This window comes from Corallococcus exiguus, assembly GCF_009909105.1.
GTDB classification, from domain to species: Bacteria; Myxococcota; Myxococcia; order Myxococcales; family Myxococcaceae; genus Corallococcus; species Corallococcus exiguus.
Window position 1 is genome coordinate 45,506 of sequence record NZ_JAAAPK010000003.1, and the last position, 18,568, is coordinate 64,073.

The window sequence follows — 18,568 nt, forward strand, 5'->3', positions numbered from 1 at the left end:
CTGTCGAGTGCGCTGCGTCGGAAATAATCGGGAATATCGCCGAGGGTCAGTTTCACCCAGTGCCCCTCGCTGACCAGTTATTCTCGAAACATGAGGACATTTGAAACAGAAGGTAACGGCGCGGGGATGACCCCGGAGCAGAAGCGCGCGCGGCTGGCGGAGCTGCTGCGCGGCAAGGTCCGGCCCACGCAGGCACCGGTGTCCTTCAGCCAGGAGCGCATGTGGTTCCAGGACCGCCTGAGCCCTGGCAGCGCCGCCTTCAACATCCCGGTCCGCGTGCGGTTCTCCGGCGTGCTGGACGTGGCCGTGCTGCACGCCAGCCTCCAGGCGCTGGTGCGGCGTCACGCGCCGCTGCGCACCACCTTCGTCGAACAGGACGGCCGGCCGCTGCAGCACATCGCGCCCGCGTTGGAGCTCGCGCTGCCCCTGGTGGACCTCCAGTCGCTGCCCGCGTCGGAGCGTGAGGCGGAGGCCATTCGGCTGATCACCGACGAGGCGCGCCAGCCGTTCGACCTGGAGAAGGGACCGCTGCTGCGCACCGTGCTGTACCGGCTGGATGCGCTGGAGCATGTGCTGCTGCTCAAGCTGCACCACATCATCACGGACGGTTGGTCCATGGGCGTGCTGGTGCGCGAGCTGAGCGCGCTGTACCCGGCGCTCGCGGAAGGCAAGACGTCACCGCTGGCCCCGCTGCCCATGCAGTACGCCGACTATGCGGCCTGGCAGCGTGAGTTCCTGCGCGGTGACGTGCTGGAGTCGCACCTGGGCTTCTGGCGTGAGCGGTTGGACCCAGACGCGGTGCTGGAGTTGCCCACCGACAGGCCCCGCCCCGCGGTCCTCTCCGGGCGCGGTGCGCGCATCAACGCGGTGCTGCCCGTCGCGCTCGTGGAGTCGCTGAAGGCGCTCGCGCTCGCGGAGGGCAACACGCTCTTCGGCGTGCTGCTCGCGGGCTTCCAGGTGCTGCTGTCGCGCTACAGCGGCCAGCAGGACGTGGTGGTGGGTACCTCCGTGGCCGGCCGTGGCCGCGCGGAGCTGGAAGGACTCATCGGCCTGTTCACCAACTACCTGGCCTTCCGCACGGACCTGTCCGGACAGCCGTCCTTCCGCGAGCTGCTCGGCCGCGTGCGCGAGACGACGCTGGAGTCCTACGCGCACCAGGACGTGCCCTTCGAGAAGCTGGTGGACGCGCTGAAGCCGGAGCGCCAGCTGAGCGTGAATCCCCTCTTCCAGGTGGCGCTGACGCTGCAGAACGCGCCCCTGCCGCCGCTGCGATTGCCGGGGCTCGTCCTGGACGCGCAGCCGGTGGACAACCGCACCAGCAAGACGGACCTGTCGCTCATCGCCATGGAGGTGCCGCAGGGCATGCGCCTCACGGCGGAGTACAACACGGACCTCTTCGACCCCGGTTCCATCCAGCGGCTGCTCGCGCACCTGCGCACGCTGCTGGAAGGCGTGATCGCGGATCCGGGCCGGCGCGTCTCCGAGCTGCCCTTGATGGATGCGGCCGAAGCGACGCGGGTCCAGCGGGAGTGGGCCGGGGAAGCCGCGCCCTTCCCGGAGGACTGTTGCCTGCACACGCTCTTCGAGGCACAGGCGCAGCGCACGCCCGAGGCCGTGGCCGTGCGGTTCCTGGGACAGGCGCTCACGTATGCGCAGCTGGATGCCCGCGCGAACCAGCTCGCGCATGCGCTGCGCCGCCGGGGCGTGGGACCGGAGGCCCGGGTGGCCTTGAGCGTGGAGCGCTCGCTGGACGTCGCCGTGGGGCTGCTTGGCATCCTCAAGGCGGGCGGTGCGTGGGTGCCCGTGGATCCGATGCTGCCTCGGGAGCGGTTGGCCTTCATGCTGGAGGACAGCGGCGCCTCCGTGCTGGTGACGCAGGGTCCGCTGTTGGAGCGCTTCCCTGAGGCGCAGCGCTCCCGTGCGCTGTGCCTCGATGTGGAGCGGGGCGGGCTCGCGGGGGAGAGCGTGCTGGCTCCGGACTCAGGCGTGGGGCCCCGGAATCTCGCTTACGTGCTCTACACCTCTGGCAGCACGGGCATGCCCAAGGGGACCGCCATCGAGCACCGTGGCGTGTGCAACCTGGTCGCGCATGAGGCCCCGGCCTACGGCATCGGTCCAGGCAGCCGCGTCCTCCAGTTCGCCAGCCTCTCGTTCGACCTGTCGGTGGAGGAGATCTTCACCACGCTGTGCAGCGGGGCCACGTTGGTGCTGGCACCGCTGGAAGACCTGATGCCCGGCGAGCCGCTGCGCAAGCTGCTGCGCGACGAGGCCCTGACGGTCATCAGCCTCACGCCTGCGACGCTCGCGGCCACGGCCCCGGAAGGACTGCCCGCGCTGCGGACCGTCATCTCCGGCGGTGAAGCGCTGCCTCCGGAGGTGGTGGCGCGGTGGGCTCCGGGCCGCGTGTTCATCAACACGTACGGCCCCACGGAAGCCACCGTCATGGCCACGCTCACAGAATGCACGGTGGACGGACGCGTGCCGTCCATCGGCCGACCGCTGGCCAACGTGCGCGCGTACGTCCTGGATGCCCGGGGCGGGCTCGTGCCCGTGGGCGTGAAGGGGGAGCTGCACCTGGGCGGCGTGGGCGTGGCGCGAGGCTACGCGGGCAGGGCCGCGCTGACGGCTGAGCGCTTCGTGCCGGATGCCTTCTCCGGCGAGGCCGGCGCGCGGCTGTACCGCACGGGCGACGTGGTGCGCTGGCGCGAGGACGGCACGCTGGAGTTCGTGGGCCGCGCGGATGCGCAGGTGAAGGTGCGTGGCTTCCGCATCGAACTGGGTGAGGTGGAGACCGCGCTGGCGAAGCTGCCGCCCGTGCGGGACGCGGTGGTGGTAGCGCGCGAGGACGGGCCCGGTGGCAAGCGGCTGGTCGGCTACGTCGTGCTTCGCGACGGCGTTGACTCCAACAGCAGCGCGCTGCGGGCGGCCCTCAAGGACGCCCTGCCCGAGTACATGGTGCCGTCGGCCGTGGTGGTGCTGGCCACGCTCCCGCTCACGACCAACGGCAAGGTGGACCGCAAGGCGCTGCCGGCTCCGGACCTGGCGGGGGGTGACTCTCGGGAGTACGTGGCGCCTCGCACGCCCACCGAACAGCGCCTGGCGGGGCTGTGGCAGGAGCTGCTCGGCGTGACGCGCGTCGGGGCGAATGATCATTTCTTCGACCTGGGCGGACATTCGCTGCTGGCCACGCAGGCGCTCAGCCGGATCCGACAGGCCTTCTCGGTGGAGCTGCCCCTCCGGCGCCTGTTCGAGACTCCCACGCTGGACGCAGTGGCGCGCCTCATCGACGAGGCGCTCGCGGGCAAGGGGCAGCCGGTCCCGGCACCGCTCAAGCCACAGGAGGCCCGTGCGCGGCCCGCGCCCACGGTTCCGATGGAGGACGTCGCGCGCGATTGGGAAGCCCGCGCCGTCGCGCAGCCACGCGACACCGTGATGCCCTTCACGGCGGAACTGCGCCAGCGGGTGCTGGTGGAATGGAATGCGACGGCGACCGAATACCCGCGCGACTCCACGCTTCCGGAAGTCTTCGAGCAGGTGGTGACCCGCTTCCCGGAGAAGGTCGCCGTTGAGTTCGGTGATACGTGCCTCACCTACCGGCAGCTGGATGAACGCGCCAATCGGCTTGCGTGGCATCTGCGCTCGCTGGGCGTGGACACGGATTCGCGTGTGGCCGTGGCCATGGAGCGTTCGCTGGAGCTGGTCGTCTCGCTCGTCGCCATCCTCAAGGCGGGCGCGGCCTACGTGCCCCTGGATCCGGCCTATCCGCGCTCGCGTCTGGCCGCGATGGTGGAGGACGCACGGCCTCGCGTCCTCGTCACCTCTCGCGCGCTCTTGTCGAACCTGCCTCACGAGGAACTGTTGCCCGTGGTGCTGGAGGAGTTGTCCCTCGACGTGATGCCCGCGCATGCGCCCCCGCGGAGCGCCCTGCCTCAGAGCCTCGCGTACATCGACTTCACCTCCGGCTCCACCGGCAGGCCCAAGGGTGTCGGCACGCCTCACGCCGCCGTGCTCCGCACCCTCTTCGGCGTCGACTACGCACGCTTCGGACCTGAAGAGACGCTGCTGCTCATGGCGCCCCTCGCCTTTGACGCCTCCACCTTCGAAGTCTGGGGTGCGCTGCTGCATGGCGCGAAGCTGGCCGTCTTCCCCGCGCACCCACCGACGGATCCGCATGAACTGGAGCGGGTGCTCGTGCATCACGGCGTGACGACGCTGTGGCTCACCTCTGGCTTCTTCACCCAGTTGGTGGATACGCATCTGCCCGCGCTGCGCTCCCTGCGCCAGGTGCTCACGGGGGGTGACGTCATCTCCGCGTCCCACGTGCGTCGCGTTCTGGAGCAACTCAACGTCCCCATCACCGCCTGCTATGGCCCGACGGAGACCACGGTCTTCGCCACCAGCCACCGCTTCACCCATGCCTCTCAGGTAGGCGCCTCCGTCCCGCTGGGCCGCCCTCACAGCAACATGCAGGTGTACGTGCTGGATGCCTCCGGCCAGCCCGTTCCTCCGGGCGTCCAGGGCGAGCTGTTCATCGGTGGCGACGGACTCGCGCGCGGCTACGTGGGCCAGCCCTCGCTCACTGCGGAGCGCTTCCTTCCCGATCCGTTCTCCTCCTCTCCCGGCGCGCGCCTCTACCGCACCGGTGACCTCGGCCGTTGGCGCGAGGACGGCGTGCTGGAGTTCCTGGGCCGAGCGGACGCGCAGGTGAAGGTGCGCGGCTTCCGCATCGAACTGCCTGAAATCGAAGCCGCCCTGCGCGCTCATCCCGAGGTGCGCGAGGCCGTCGTCATGGCCCGCGAGGACGTGCCCGGCGACAAGCGTCTCGTCGCCTACGTCGTCGCTCCTGAGTCCCTGGACGTGGCCGAACTGCGCGCGTTCCTCAAGCAGCGGCTGCCCGACTACATGGTGCCTTCGGCCATGGGGCGGCTGGATGCCCTGCCCCTCAACTCCAACGGCAAGGTGGACCGCAAGGCCCTGCCCGCTCCCTCCACCTTCCAGACTCGCGCACGGACGCGCCCGCCGCGCACGGACACGGAGCGGTTGCTCGCCACGCTCTGGGAAGAGGTCCTCCAGACGGGCACGGTTGGCGCCGAGGACAACTTCTTCGACCTGGGCGGCAGCTCGCTGAGCGCCACGCAGATCCTCTCGCGCATCCGGCGCGCGTTCCAGGCGGAGCTGTCCATCGCGGACTTCTTCGCGGCCCCCACCGTGGAAGCCATTGCCCGTCGTCTTGAGGCGCAAGGCCCGGTGCGCCCTGCCCTGGCCGTGCCCACGCTCAAGCCGGTGCCGCGCGACGGCGGCCTGCCCCTGTCTTTCGCCCAGCAGCGGTTGTGGTTCTTCGCGAAGCTGGAGCCCGCGAGCACCGCGTACAACCTCCCCTTCGTCATGCGGCTCGAAGGCACCCTCGATGTGCCCGCGCTCGCACGGGGCCTGCGAGAGCTGTCCCAGCGCCACGAATCCCTTCGCACCACCTTCCGTGAAGAGGCGTCAGGCCCCGTCCAGGTCATCAGCGCGTCCCCCACGCTGCCCGCGGGCTGGATGGACCTGAGCACGCTGCCTGATGCCGAGCGCGAGCTCAGCGCCATCCTCGACGAAGAGGCACGGCAGGTCTTCGACCTGGAAGCCGGTCCGCTCTGGCGCGTCCTCGTGGTGCGAATGAGCGCGCAGCACCACCTGCTGCTGCTCACCATGCATCACGTCATCTCCGACGCCTGGTCCATGGGCGTGCTCCTCCAGGAGTTGACCACGCTGTATGCCGCCCACGCGGATGGCCGGACGCCGCAACTCAAGCCGCTGCCCGTGCAGTACGCGGACTTCTCCGTCTGGCAGCGAGGCTGGCTGCGAGACGCGGCCCTGGAGTCCCAGCTCGGCTGGTGGCGCGAGCAACTCCACGGCGCGCCGAAGGCTTTGGAGCTGCCCACGGATCGGCCTCGTCCCGCGGCGCAGACCTTCCGTGGCGCGGTGGTGCCCTTCCAGTTCCCTCGCGAGCTGTCGGACGCGATGCAGGCGCTCTGCCGGAGCGAAGGCGTCACGCCCTCCATGGTGGTGCTGGCCGCGTTCCAGGTGCTGCTCTCGCGCTACAGCGGACAGGAAGATGTCGCCGTGGGCTCGCCCATCGCGGGCCGGCACCATGCGGAGCTGGAGGGGCTCATCGGCTTCTTCGTCAACACGCTGGTGTTGCGCACGAAGCTGGACGGAGACCCGAGCTTCCGCGAACTGCTCGCCCGCGTGCGCGACGTGGCCCTGGGTGCGTACGCGCATCAGGACGTGCCCTTCGAGAAGCTGGTGGAGGCGCTCCGGCCGGAGCGTGACCCGCGCCGCACGCCGCTCTTCCAGGTGATGCTCGCGTACCAGAACGCGCCCATGCCGGAGACGCTGGGCACGGGCCTCAAGCTCCAGCCACTGGAGCCTCGGGGCGGCACCGCGAAGTTCGACCTCACCCTGGCGCTGAACGACACCGCCGACGGGCTGAAGGGCCTGCTCGAATACAACACCGACCTCTTCGACGCCTCGACCGCCAGCCGCATGGTGGGACACCTGCGCGCGTTGCTGGCCGGCGCCCTCCACGCACCGGAGCGCCGCCTCTCCGCGCTGCCCATGCTCACGCTCGAGGAGCGCGGGCTCCTGCTCCACTCGTGGAGTGAAACCGGCGCGGCCACGGCGGAGGATGCCTCCCTGCACCGGCTCCTCCAGGCACAGGCCCTGCGCCATCCCGACGCGATCGCCGTCGAGCACGACGGCCAGGTCCTGACCTGGGCGGAGGCTCACCACCGGGCCCGGGAGGTCCTCCGCGAGCTGCGCAGGCGCGGCGTGGTGGCCCTGCCTCCCGCCCCGCCTCTCGTGCCCGTGTCCCGCACGGGCCCGCTGCCCCTGTCCTTCGCCCAGCAGCGGCTGTGGCTCATTGATCAGCTGGAGCCGGGCAGCGCCGCCTACAACATCTTCCTGGCCCTGCGCGTGGAGGGCGCGCTGGACGTGTCCGCGTTGGAGCAGGCCTTCGCCGCGCTCATCGCCCGCCACGAATCCCTGCGCACCGTCTTCGTCGCGAAGGAGGGCCAGCCCGCCCAGGTCATCCTCGCAGAAGTGCCGTTCGCCCTGGAGGTGGTGGAGCCGGGCGAGGTCTCCCGCGAAGCGCTGGACGAGCGGCTGCGTGAAGAGGCGCGGCGCCCGTTCGACCTGGAGCGGGGACCGCTGCTGCGCGTCTCGCTGTTGCGCCTGGGCGCAGGGGAGCACGTGCTGTGGCTGAACATGCACCACATCGTCTCCGACGGTTGGTCCATGGGCGTGCTCGTGCGGGAGCTGTCCGCGCTGTACGGCGCCCGGGTTTCGGGCCAGCCGTCGCCGCTGTCTCCCCTGCCGGTCCAGTACGCGGACCACGCGGCCTGGCAGCGCGACTGGTTGAAGGACGAGGTCCTGGATCACCACCTCGCGTACTGGCGCCGTCAGCTCTCCGGAGCGCCGCCACTGCTGGAGCTGCCCACCGACAAGCCGCGTCCGCGCGTCCTGTCTCCCCAGGGTTCGCAGGTGCCCGTGCAGCTGTCTGGAGCGCTGTCGGAGTCCCTCCAGGCGATGTGCCAACGCGAAGGCGTCACGCTCTTCATGGCCCTGGTGGCGGCATGGCAGGCGCTGCTCTCGCGCTACAGCGGACAGGAAGATGTCTCCGTAGGCTCGCCCATCGCGGGTCGCACGCACGAGGACACGGAGGGGCTCATCGGCTTCTTCGTCAACACGCTGGTGCTGCGCACGCACGTCGACCCGAAGGCCACCTTCCGCCAGCTGCTGGCCCAGGTGCGCGCCACCACGCTCGCCGCCTACGAACACCAGGACGCTCCCTTCGAGAAGCTGGTGGAGGAGCTTCAGCCCAAGCGCAGCTTGAGCCACTCGCCGCTCTTCCAGGCCGTGCTCGCGCTTCAGAACGCACCGACGCAGCCGCTGGTGCTGCCGAGCGGGCCTGGTGCTTCCGAGCCGGTGCGGCTCCTGCCCCTGGAGCAGACCGAACAGACCACGCAGTTCGACCTCACCCTGGCCCTGGCACTGACCGCGCAAGGCCTGCGGGGCGCGCTCAGCTACCGCACGGACCTGTTCGAAGCCTCCACCGCCTCCCGGATGGTGGAGCACCTGCGCACGTTGCTGGAGGCCGTGGCAGCGAAGCCTGATCAGCCCCTGGGCGAGCTCTCCCTCCTCACCCGCGACGAGCGCCAGCGCATCCTCGTGGCGTGGAACGACACCGCCGTCACCAGCCCCACGGACATCCCCGTCCACGTCCACTTCGCCCGGCAGGCACAGCGCACGCCTCACGCGGTCGCGCTCGTGCTGGGGGATGAATCGCTGACGTACGCCCAGCTGGACGCGCGCGCGAACCAACTGGCCTGGCACCTGCGCGCGCAGGGCATCGTCCCGGGTGCACGCGTCGGACTCGCCGTCGAGCGCTCCTTCGAGCTGGTGACGGCGATGCTCGCCATCCTCAAGTTGGGCGCGGCCTTCGTTCCCGTGGACCGCAACGCGCCCGTGGAGCGCACCGCGGCCCTGCTGGAGGACGCGGACGTCCGCGTGACGGTGACCCACCAGCCGTTCGCGCCGTTGCTGCCGGCCGCCGGTGGTCGTGTCTGGCTGGATGCGCAGCGGGACGTCATCGCCGCGTTGCCCACGCATGCACCCGACCTCCGCGTGGACGGTGAAGCCCTGGCGTACATCATGTTCACCTCCGGCAGCACCGGCCGCCCCAAGGGCGTCTGCGTGCCGCACCGGGGCATCACCCGCCTGGTGCTCGGCAGCACCTTCATGCGCTTCGGGCCCGAAGAGGTCTGGCTCCAGTTCGCGCCCGTTGCCTTCGACGCGTCCACGCTCGAAATCTGGGGCGCGCTGCTGCACGGCGCGAAGCTCGTCCTTCCGCCTCCGCATGTCCTGTCATTGGAGGAGCTGAGCGGACAGCTTCGCCGCCACCGCGTGACGGCGATGTTCCTCACGACCGCGCTCTTCGAGCAGCTCGTCCTGAACCAGGGCGAAGTCCTGTCGGAAGTGCGTCAGGTGCTCGCGGGCGGAGAGGTGATGCCATGGCCCCGCATGCGCGACCACCTGGCCCGCATCCCTGAAGGCGCGACGGTCATTCATGCCTACGGCCCGACGGAGAACACGACCTTCTCCACCACGCTGCCCCTGCACCGGGACGCGCGAGTGGAGGGCCCGGTGTCCATTGGCCGTCCCATCCCGAACGCCACCGCGTATGTGCTGGATGCGAGCCTGCAACCGGTGCCCGTGGGCGTCGCCGGTGAGGTGTACGTGGGCGGCAAGGGCCTGGCCTGGGGATACCTGAACCGCCCCGAGCTGACCGCCGAGCGCTTCGTCCCCCATCCCTTCGCGTCCACTCCGGGCGAGCGCCTCTACCGCACGGGAGACAAGGCGCGCTGGCTTGCGGACGGCACGCTCGACTTCCTGGGCCGCGTCGACTTCCAGGTGAAGGTGCGCGGCTTCCGCATCGAGCTGGGTGAAATCGAAGCGGCGCTGCGACAGGTGGAGTCGGTGAAGGAAGCCATCGTGGTGGCGAGGGGCGAGACCACGGAGAAGCAGCTCGTCGCGTACGTGGCGCCGAAGTCTGGCGAGACGCTGGACGTGGACGCGCTGAAGGCACACCTGCGTCAGCGACTACCGGAGGCCATGGTGCCCGGCGTGGTGGTGGTGCTGGAGGCACTGCCGCTCAACGTCAACGGCAAGGTGGACCGCAAGGCGTTGCCGGAACCGGAAGCGCCGACGGCCAGCAGCACGTACGAAGCACCTCGCACGGAGCTGGAAGCGAAGCTGGCGGCCATCTGGGCGCAGGTGCTGCGCGTGCCCCGCGTGGGCGTGAAGGATGACTTCTTCGCGCTGGGTGGACACTCGTTGCTCGCGACGCAGGTGGTGTCGCGGGTGCGCGCGGAGACGGGCGCGGAGCTTCCGCTGCGCACGCTGTTCGAAGCGCCCACCGTGGAGGCCCTGGCCTCACGCATCGAAGCCGCCTCACGTGCCCAGCAGGGCGCACGGCGTCCACCGCTGGTGCCCGTTCCTCGCAACGGCCCGCTGCCGCTGTCCTTCGCGCAGCAGCGGCTGTGGTTCCTCGACCGGCTCAACCCGGAGAGCGTCCACTACAACGTCCCTGCCGCCTTGCGGCTCGACGGGCCCCTGGACGCAGCCGCGCTGGCTCAAGGCCTCCAGGCGCTCGTCCAGCGCCATGAAGCCCTGCGCACCACGTTCCACGCGCGCGAGGATGGCGAGCCCGTCCAGCACCCGCACGCGCATGCGGAGCTGCCCATGGCTCAGGTGGATTTGAGCCACCTGCCCGAGGCGGAGCAGGACGCGGAGGCCCGGCGACGGGCCCTGGAGGAAGCGCTCCTCCCGTTCGACCTGACGCGCGCGCCCCTGATGCGCGCCACCCTGATGCGCCTGTCCGCGCGGCGCCACGTGCTGCTCGTCACGCTGCACCACATCGTCTCGGATGGCTGGTCCAACCGCGTCCTCGTCGAGGAGTTGAGGGCGCTCCATTCCGCGTTCTCGAAGGGTGAGCCGTCGCCCCTGTCACCGCTGGCGCTCCAGTACGCGGACTACGCGGCCTGGCAACGGAGCTGGCTCCAGGGCGAGGTGCTGGAGCAGCAGCTGGGGTGGTGGAAGCAGCAGCTCGACGGCGTGCCGCATGCGCTGGAGCTGCCCACGGACAAGCCTCGTCCATCCGTTCAGACCTACCGTGGCGCGCAGGTGTCCGTGCGGCTGTCACAGGCCGCCACGCGGGGACTCAAGGCCCTCTGCCAGCAGGAGGTCACCACGCCGTTCATGGCGCTGCTCGCGCTCTGGCAGGTCCTGCTGGCGTTGTACTCGGGACAGGAGGACTTCGCCGTCGGCTCGCCCATCGCGGGCCGTGAGCAGGGGGAACTGGAGGGACTCGTCGGCTTCTTCGTGAACACGCTGGCGCTGCGGGCGCGGGTGGACCGCCGCGGCTCGTTCCGGCAGTTGCTGCGCCGGGTGAAGGAGGTGGCGCTGGGCGCGTATGCCCACCAGGACCTGCCCTTCGAACGGTTGGTGGAAGCGTTGAGGCCCGCGCGAGACCCGAGCCGCGCGCCGCTGTTCCAGGTGCTCTTCACGCCGCGGGACGGCGCTCCGCCTGCACCGGCCGGGGAGGAGCTGACGCTGCGCCCGTTGGACGTGGAGGAGACCACGTCCAAGTTCGACCTGGAGTTGAGCCTGGTGGAGTCACCCGAGGGCTTCACGGGAGCGCTGGTCTACAACACCGCCCTGTTCGAGCCGCGCACGGCCGCGCGCATGGCGGAGCACCTCCGCACGCTGGCGGAAGCGCTCGTGGCCCGGCCCGAGGCGCCCCTGGCGTCCATGTCCCTGTTGACGGAGGGAGAGCGCCAGCACGTGTTGGTGGAGTGGAACGCGACGGCGACCGAATACCCGCGCGACTCCACGCTTCCGGAAGTCTTCGAGCAGGTGGTGGCCCGTTTCCCGGAGAAGGTCGCCGTTGAGTTCGGAGACACGCGCCTCACCTACCGGCAGCTGGATGAACGCGCCAATCGGCTTGCGTGGCATCTGCGCTCGCTGGGCGTGGACACGGATTCGCGCGTGGCCGTGGCCCTGGAGCGTTCGCTGGAGCTGGTCGTCTCGCTTGTCGCCATCCTCAAGGCGGGCGCGGCCTACGTGCCCCTGGATCCGGCCTATCCGCGCTCGCGTCTGGCCGCGATGGTGGAGGACGCACGGCCTCGCGTCCTCGTCACCTCTCGCGCGCTCCTGTCGAACCTGCCTCACGAGCACCTGTTGCCCGTGGTGCTGGAGGAGCTGTCCCTCGACGTGATGCCCGCGCAGGCGCCTCCTCGAAGCGCCCTGCCGCAGAGCCTTGCGTACATCGACTTCACCTCCGGCTCCACCGGCAGACCCAAGGGTGTCGGCACGCCTCACGCCGCCGTACTCCGCACCCTCTTCGGCGTCGACTACGCACGCTTCGGACCTGAAGAGACGCTGCTGCTCATGGCGCCCCTCGCCTTCGACGCCTCCACCTTCGAAGTCTGGGGTGCGCTGCTGCATGGCGCGAAGCTGGCCGTCTTCCCCGCGCACCCACCGACGGATCCGCATGAACTGGAGCGGGTGCTCGTGCATCACGGCGTGACGACGCTGTGGCTCACCTCTGGCTTCTTCACCCAGTTGGTGGATACGCACCTGCCCGCGCTGCGCACGCTGCGCCAGGTGCTCACGGGGGGTGACGTCATCTCCGCGTTCCACGTGCGTCGCGTGCTGGAGCAACTCAACGTCCCCATCACCGCCTGCTATGGCCCGACGGAGACCACGGTCTTCGCCACCAGCCACCGCTTCACCCATGCCTCCCAGGTGGGCGCATCCACTCCGCTGGGCCGCCCCCTGGGCAACACGCAGGTGTACGTGCTGGATGCCTCAGGGCAGCCCGTTCCTCCGGGCATCCAGGGCGAGCTGTTCATCGGTGGAGACGGACTCGCACGCGGCTACGTGGGCCAGCCTTCGCTCACCGCGGAGCGCTTCGTCCCCGACCCGTTCTCCTCCACTCCCGGGGCGCGCCTCTACCGCACCGGCGACCTCGGCCGTTGGCGTGAGGACGGCGTGCTGGAGTTCCTGGGCCGCGCGGATGCGCAGGTGAAGGTGCGCGGCTTCCGCATCGAACTGGCGGAGATCGAGGCCGCGCTCCTCGCCCACCCATCGGTGCGGAGCGCCGTCGTCATGGCCCGCGAGGACGTGCCCGGCGACAAGCGCCTCGTCGCCTATGTCGCGCCCGAACCCCTGGACGTGGCCGAGCTGCGCGCGTTCCTCAAGCAGCGGCTGCCCGACTACTCGGTGCCTTCCGCCATGGTGTGTCTGGACGCCCTGCCCCTCACCGCCAACGGCAAGGTCGACCGCAAGGCCCTCCCCGCGCCCGAGTCCGCGGCCTCCGCGTCCGGAAGCCACGTCGCGCCCCGCACGCCCCTGGAGGAGCAGCTGGCCTGGTCCTTCGCGGAGGTGCTGCGCGTGCCTCGCGTCAGCATCACCGACAACTTCTTCGAGCTGGGCGGACACTCCCTGTTGGCCCTGCGGTTGATCGCCTCCATCCGCGTGCACACCGGGCACCTGGTTCCCATGGCGGCCCTCTTCCAGCACGGCACCGTCGAGCAACTGGCGCAGCGGATCCAACAGGAGACCACCCCGCTTCCCGCCAACCTCGTGCGACTGAAAGCGGGCACCGCGGAGAAGCAGCCCCTCTTCCTCGTTCACGGCGGAGGCGGCGGCGTGCTGGGCTACTCCGAGCTCGTGCGCCAGTTGGGCAACGACCGGCCCGTCTACGGACTGTCCGCGTCGGGCCTGGAGGGCGGCGCCCTTCCTCCCGCATCCGTCGAGGCACTGGCGCGCGACTACCTGAGCCAGCTGCGCACCGTGCAGCCGCAGGGGCCGTACCTGCTGGGCGGCTGGTCCTTCGGCGGGCTCGTCGCGCTGGAGATGGCGCGTCAGCTCCAGGCCCTGGGCGAAGTGGTGGAGCTGCTGACCCTGATGGACTCCACCGTGCCCACGCCCCAGCCGCGTCCGGAAGCCGACCCGCTCGGACTGCTGGCACTCGTCGGGCGGACGCTCGGCCTGCGCTGGCAGGACCTGTCCCTGGACCTGGAGCAACTGCGGCGCATGGAGCCGCGCGAACGCCTCGCGTACGTCCTGGAGCAGCTCAAGGGAAGCAACCTGGGGCTGGACCTGGATGGCGCCGAGCGCCTCTTCGAAATGCACACGCGGTTCTACGAAGCCCAGCGCCTCTACGTGCCTGACGGTGGCTACTCGGGCCCCACGCTCCTCTTCCGCGCCACCGCGGGACAGCGTGACGCCGACGAGCCCGCGTGGAGCACGTGGCTCACGGGGTCCGTGACTTCGTACGACGTGGCGGGAGACCACTACACGATGCTGAGCGCGCCCCACGCATCGTCGGTGGCGGAGCAACTCCTCCACCACCTGCGGACGCTGTAGCGCGAAGGAGGGCGGGCCCGGACGCGCGGGCCCGCTTCCTCAATCCGCCGAGCCGGGCTCCAAGCCCAGTGCTTCGCTCGCGAAGCGAGCCATGCGCTCCATCAGCCTCGCCTTGTCGTCCAGGACGCTGCGACCGGACCGGTCCGACATGGACTCCAGCCGCTCACCGCAGCGCAGGTCCAGGCAGACGATCACACCCACCCTGCGCTTCGAGTCGACATCCGTGGTGATAAGCCCCACCTCCGCCACGGTGGGCGTCCGGCACCAGTCACACATCTTGGGCGCAAGGGTCGGGTCTCCGTGCTGATCCCTGCGGAAGGCGATACCCGTGGGCTGCTTGCTCCCCGGCGCGACGAACACCAGGAAGACGCGCACCCCGTACGGATCCACCCACGAAAGGTAGTCCCGCACGAAGAGCGGGAGCTGGGTGCCCTTGGGCAGTTCGACGTGCTTGCGATCCCTGGAGCGGAAGGCTCGCAGCAACTCTTTTTCTGACTCGATTCGGAACATGGCGTGCTCTTACGGACTGCCTTCGAGAACATCCTGAACGTGCGTCAGCCTGATTTTGTCCAACCCTTGCGGACACTGGGTTGAAATCACCACCGCATGCCAGCTTGGCGGGCACTCGCGTTCCGAGGACCCCCATGCACTTATCCCTACGGATCCTGTTGCCCCTGCTGGTCATCGGGTTGGGAGGCATCGCCTGTGGCGATGATGCCTCCTCCCCTCCCAACCAACCCCCCACCGTGAGCGACACCGTCTCCGCACCCACGGCACTGGTCGCGGGAACGACCGGCACCCTGACCATCACCGCGAGAGACCCGGACGGCGACCCGCTGACCTACTCATGGATGCAGGTCGCTCCCAGCACAGCGGGCACCTGGGTGGGTGGCACCACGGGTGAGAGCGCGCAATGGTACTCGCCCGCCGTGGGCACGGAGACCGCGTTCACCTTCCACGTGAGCGTCACGGATGGCGTGAACCCGCCCGTGGTGCGGACCGTCACCGTGCCCGTGTCGGTGCCCCACTACGGCGCGGACATCCAGTCGCTTTGGAACTCCGGGCAGTGCACGAACTGCCACGGCAAGGCCGGCAACCTGAGCCTTGCTCCGCTCAGCAGCCACGCGAGCCTGGTCAACGTCACCGCCAAGGCCTGTGGCACCCTCCAGCGCGTCATGCCCGGCGACCCGGACAACTCGGCGCTCGTGCGGAAGATGGAGGGCACGGCGTGCGGAGACCGCATGCCCACGGGCAAGCCGGAGTACTTCGATCAGCACCCGGGCATGAACGTCCTGGTCCGCTCGTGGATCCTCGCGGGCGCGGCCAACGACTGACGCACGGCGGGCTCGCGCCCGCTCCAGCCGGGGCATAGGCTCGCGGTCGTGGCCGCGAACCCGCCCCTGCTGGACGACATGGTGCTCTTCGCGGAGGTGGTGGCGACGGCCAGCATCACCTCCGCGGCGGAGCGCCTGGGCCTGCGCAAGTCCACGGTGAGCCGCCGGCTGGCCGCCCTGGAGGAGCGCCTGGGCATCCGGCTGCTCGAGCGCAACACGCGCAGGCTCCGCCTCACGGAAGCGGGCCGCGAGTACCACGCGCACTGCGCACGGCTCGTCGCCGAGGCCCGCGAGGTGAACGCCGCCGTGAGCGAATCGCGCGGCACGCCCCAGGGCACGCTGCGCATCGCCACGCTGTCGCTGCTGGGCGAACTGCTCACGCCCGTCATCGCGGAGCTGCTCCTGCACCATCCCCGGCTGCGCGTGGAGGTGTCGCTCGCGCAGACGCACGTGGACCTCATCGCGGAGGAGTACGACCTGGCGCTGCGCACCGGGCCGCTCGCGGACTCGTCGCTGATGGCGCGCAGGCTCGGGCGCCTGCGCACCGGTTACTACGCCAGCCCGCACTACCTCAGCCGCCACGGCACGCCCCGGACGCCCGAAGCGCTGACGACCCACGAGTGCATCCTCCTGGCCGAGTCCGGCACCGACGAGGTGTGGTTCTTCGCCGAAGGCCGGAGCACTCGCACCGTACCGGTGACGGGCCGCCTGCGCGTGCCGAGCGAGCGCGCGGGCCAGGCGGCGGCGCGAGCAGGACTGGGCATCGTCCGGCTCGCGGCATCGCTGGTGGCGGACGACGTGCGCGCGGGGCTGCTCGTCCCCGTGCTCGAAACCGACACGCCCCCGGGCCTGCCCATCTTCGCCGTCTACCCGAGCAGCCGGCAGCTGCCCCTCAAGGTGCGCGCCTTCCTGAAGCTGCTGTCCGCACGCGGCGCCGCGCTCCCGTGGCAGGAGGAATAGGGGGCTCCTGGCGGAACAATGCGTCCCGCCAGGGGCGCTCGTCGTCACACCCGCCCGCGATTACATCCCGTGGACACGAGGCGCGGCCCCACGAAAGGCCCGCGCCCTTCACGCAAGGATGGGGCCCATGGCTGGCGACGTCATCGAGCTGGGAGACGCGGAGTTCCAACGCGAGGTGCTGGAGTCGGAGGAACCGGTGCTGGTGGACTTCACCGCCACGTGGTGCCCGCCGTGCCGGGTCCTCGCGCCGGTCATCGACTCGCTGGCCGCCGAGTACAAGGGCCGGATGAAGATGGCCAAGCTCAACGTGGACGACCATCCAAGGACGCCCGAGCAGTACGGCATCCGCGCCATGCCCACCCTGCTGTTCTTCAAGGGCGGGAAGGTGGTGAAGCAGGTGGTGGGCGCCCTGCCCAGGGCCAAGCTGGAGGAGGCCGTGCGCCAGGTGCTCTGACGCTCAGCCCACGCCGCCGGACGGCACCGCGCCCGCGAGCCGCGACTCCACGAAGCGCCGGGTCGCGGTGAGCGCCGCTTCAATGCCGTCCGCGCGCGAGCCGCCGCCCCAGGCCACCTCCGGAGAGCCGCCGCCCTTGCCCTCCACGCACGGCGCCGCCTGGGCCATGAGCTGGCCCGCGTCCACACCCTGGCCCCGGAGCGCGTCGCTCGCGGCTGTCACCAGCACCACCTTGTCGCCGCGCGTGGCGGTGAGCACCACGCCCACGCTGCCCGTCGCCTGCCGCAGCGACTCCACCAAGGCCTTGAGGTGCGGGGCCGGAACCTCGCCCACATGCGCGGCGACGAGTGTCGTGTCCCCCCAGCGCGTCGCATCCTGGAGCAGCTGCCGGGCCTGCTCCGCGGGAGGCACGCTCGCAGTCGCCACGGCCTGCGAGGGCTTGCGGCGCGCCTCCTGCTCCAGCCGCGTCAGGCGCTCACGCAAGGCCACCACGCGGCGCATGGGCTGCGGCCAGTTGTGCAGGGTCTGCGACAGTGGCGAAAGCGCGCGCAGCCGGGCTTCGCCCTCCAGCCGGGCGACGGACTCCAGCGACGTCTCCAACGCGTCCACCTGCTCGCGCAGCGCCCGGGCCGCTTCGCGCGGCGTCTGGCCCGTGGGCGGCGTGAAGGGCAGCGTCAGCGGTCCGAAGCCGACGATGCCGTCACCATCAATCTTGCGCAGCATCGCGTTCGCCGCGGGCCGCACCCCGCCGTTGACGTAGCGCTGCAGCGTGCGCCACGCGTACTGGCGGAAGCCCGACAGGTGCTTCACGTAATACGCGGTCCAGCGGGGCACCGGCTGTGAGCCGCGCAGGCTCTTGAACGGATCCGCCCCCGGCCCCAGCTCGATGGTGAGCCCCACCTCCAGCGCGTCCTGCATCAGCCGGTGCACGAGCCCTCTGTACAGGCCCAGCTCCTGCGGCAGCGACAGGTCATAGCCGAACAGCGGGGACCAGACCGTGTCGTCGCTGACGTGCGTGGCATAGAAGCCGTCCACGCGTCCGTCCTTCACCGCGAGCCAGTACTGGAAGACGCCCTCGCGCAGCGTCCACGCGAACCACTCCTCCGTGAAGTCGAGCGTGGAGTGGTACTTGTCCGCGTTGAGCGACCGGTACAGCTCCCGCAGCCGGGGCGCGCAATCCGGCATCTCCCGCCCATCCACGATGCGGTAGCCCGCGGCCTCCAGCAGCCGTCCGTCGCGGCGCCGGTTCTCGCGCACCTGCCGGCTGACCTCGTGCGTGGGCAGCGTCATGCGCGTGTGCGACCCGTAGACGAAGCCGTAGTCCCGCGCGGCCAGCGTGTTGAGCAGGGGCGACGCGTTCGCCGGGTTGATGGCGGGGAACACGATGGCGTGTCCGGGGAACTGCTCCACCAGGAAGGCGGTGAGGCGCTCCACCTGTGCCTCGTCCAGGCTCACGCTCAGGTTGCGCAGCACCAGCCAGTGGTCCACGTAGACGCACTTGTCGATGCGCGCCGCCTTCAACATCCCGCCCAGCGTCCGCATGGCCCCGCGCATCACCACCGCGCGCGCCGCGCCGTACGTCTCCGCCGTCACGGCCGCCACCGGCAGGCCGATGTAGCGCACCCACAACGAATGCAGCGGGGAGTTGCCGTACTCCGCTTCGTTGATGGCCAGCGGGATGCGCAGGTCATCCATCGCCAGCAGCCGCAGGGTGGTGCGGTCGGAGAGGAAGGCGGTGCTGCCGCGCTTCATCAGCGGGACGAAGTAGTCGCGCGCGAGACGCGCTTGCGGCGTCTCCGGCCAGGCGCACGCGTCGACCGTGTCCGCGTCGTAGAGGGTCATGCCCTCC

Annotated in this window: 6 protein-coding genes; 4 read left to right on the plus strand and 2 right to left on the minus strand. The window is 70.4% G+C overall.

The features are described 5' to 3' along the window. Positions 1–126: 126 nt before the first annotated feature. Complete coding sequence (locus GTZ93_RS11700; RefSeq protein WP_161662781.1) at positions 127–13,971, plus strand: non-ribosomal peptide synthetase; 13,845 nt, start codon at positions 127–129, stop codon at positions 13,969–13,971. Positions 13,972–14,010: 39 nt separating this feature from the next. Here GTZ93_RS11700 and GTZ93_RS11705 read toward each other — a convergent pair whose 3' ends face one another. Continuing rightward, entirely contained in the window at positions 14,011–14,481 is a 471-nt protein-coding gene (locus GTZ93_RS11705; RefSeq protein WP_139918405.1) for an FBP domain-containing protein, read from the minus strand. 134 nt (positions 14,482–14,615) lie between these two features. On the opposite strand from GTZ93_RS11705, the gene GTZ93_RS11710 reads away from it, so the two are divergent. From GTZ93_RS11710 to trxA, 3 genes are all read left to right on the plus strand, one after another. Further along, positions 14,616–15,305, plus strand: coding sequence for an Ig-like domain-containing protein (locus tag GTZ93_RS11710; protein ID WP_126935431.1), 690 nt, complete (start codon positions 14,616–14,618; stop codon positions 15,303–15,305). 48 nt (positions 15,306–15,353) lie between these two features. Beyond that, positions 15,354–16,265: a LysR family transcriptional regulator gene (locus GTZ93_RS11715; protein WP_120575749.1), complete on the plus strand. Its 912-nt coding sequence runs from the start codon at positions 15,354–15,356 to the stop codon at positions 16,263–16,265. Between the two features lie 127 nt (positions 16,266–16,392). After that, positions 16,393–16,719, plus strand: a complete 327-nt coding sequence (gene trxA / locus GTZ93_RS11720; protein WP_120575748.1) for a thioredoxin — start codon at positions 16,393–16,395, stop codon at positions 16,717–16,719. A 3-nt stretch (positions 16,720–16,722) separates the two neighbouring features. Here trxA and GTZ93_RS11725 read toward each other — a convergent pair whose 3' ends face one another. Then, a complete protein-coding gene (locus GTZ93_RS11725) occupies positions 16,723–18,561 on the minus strand; it encodes a GNAT family N-acetyltransferase (protein WP_139918403.1) in 1,839 nt (612 codons plus the stop codon). Between the last annotated feature and the right edge of the window lie 7 nt (positions 18,562–18,568).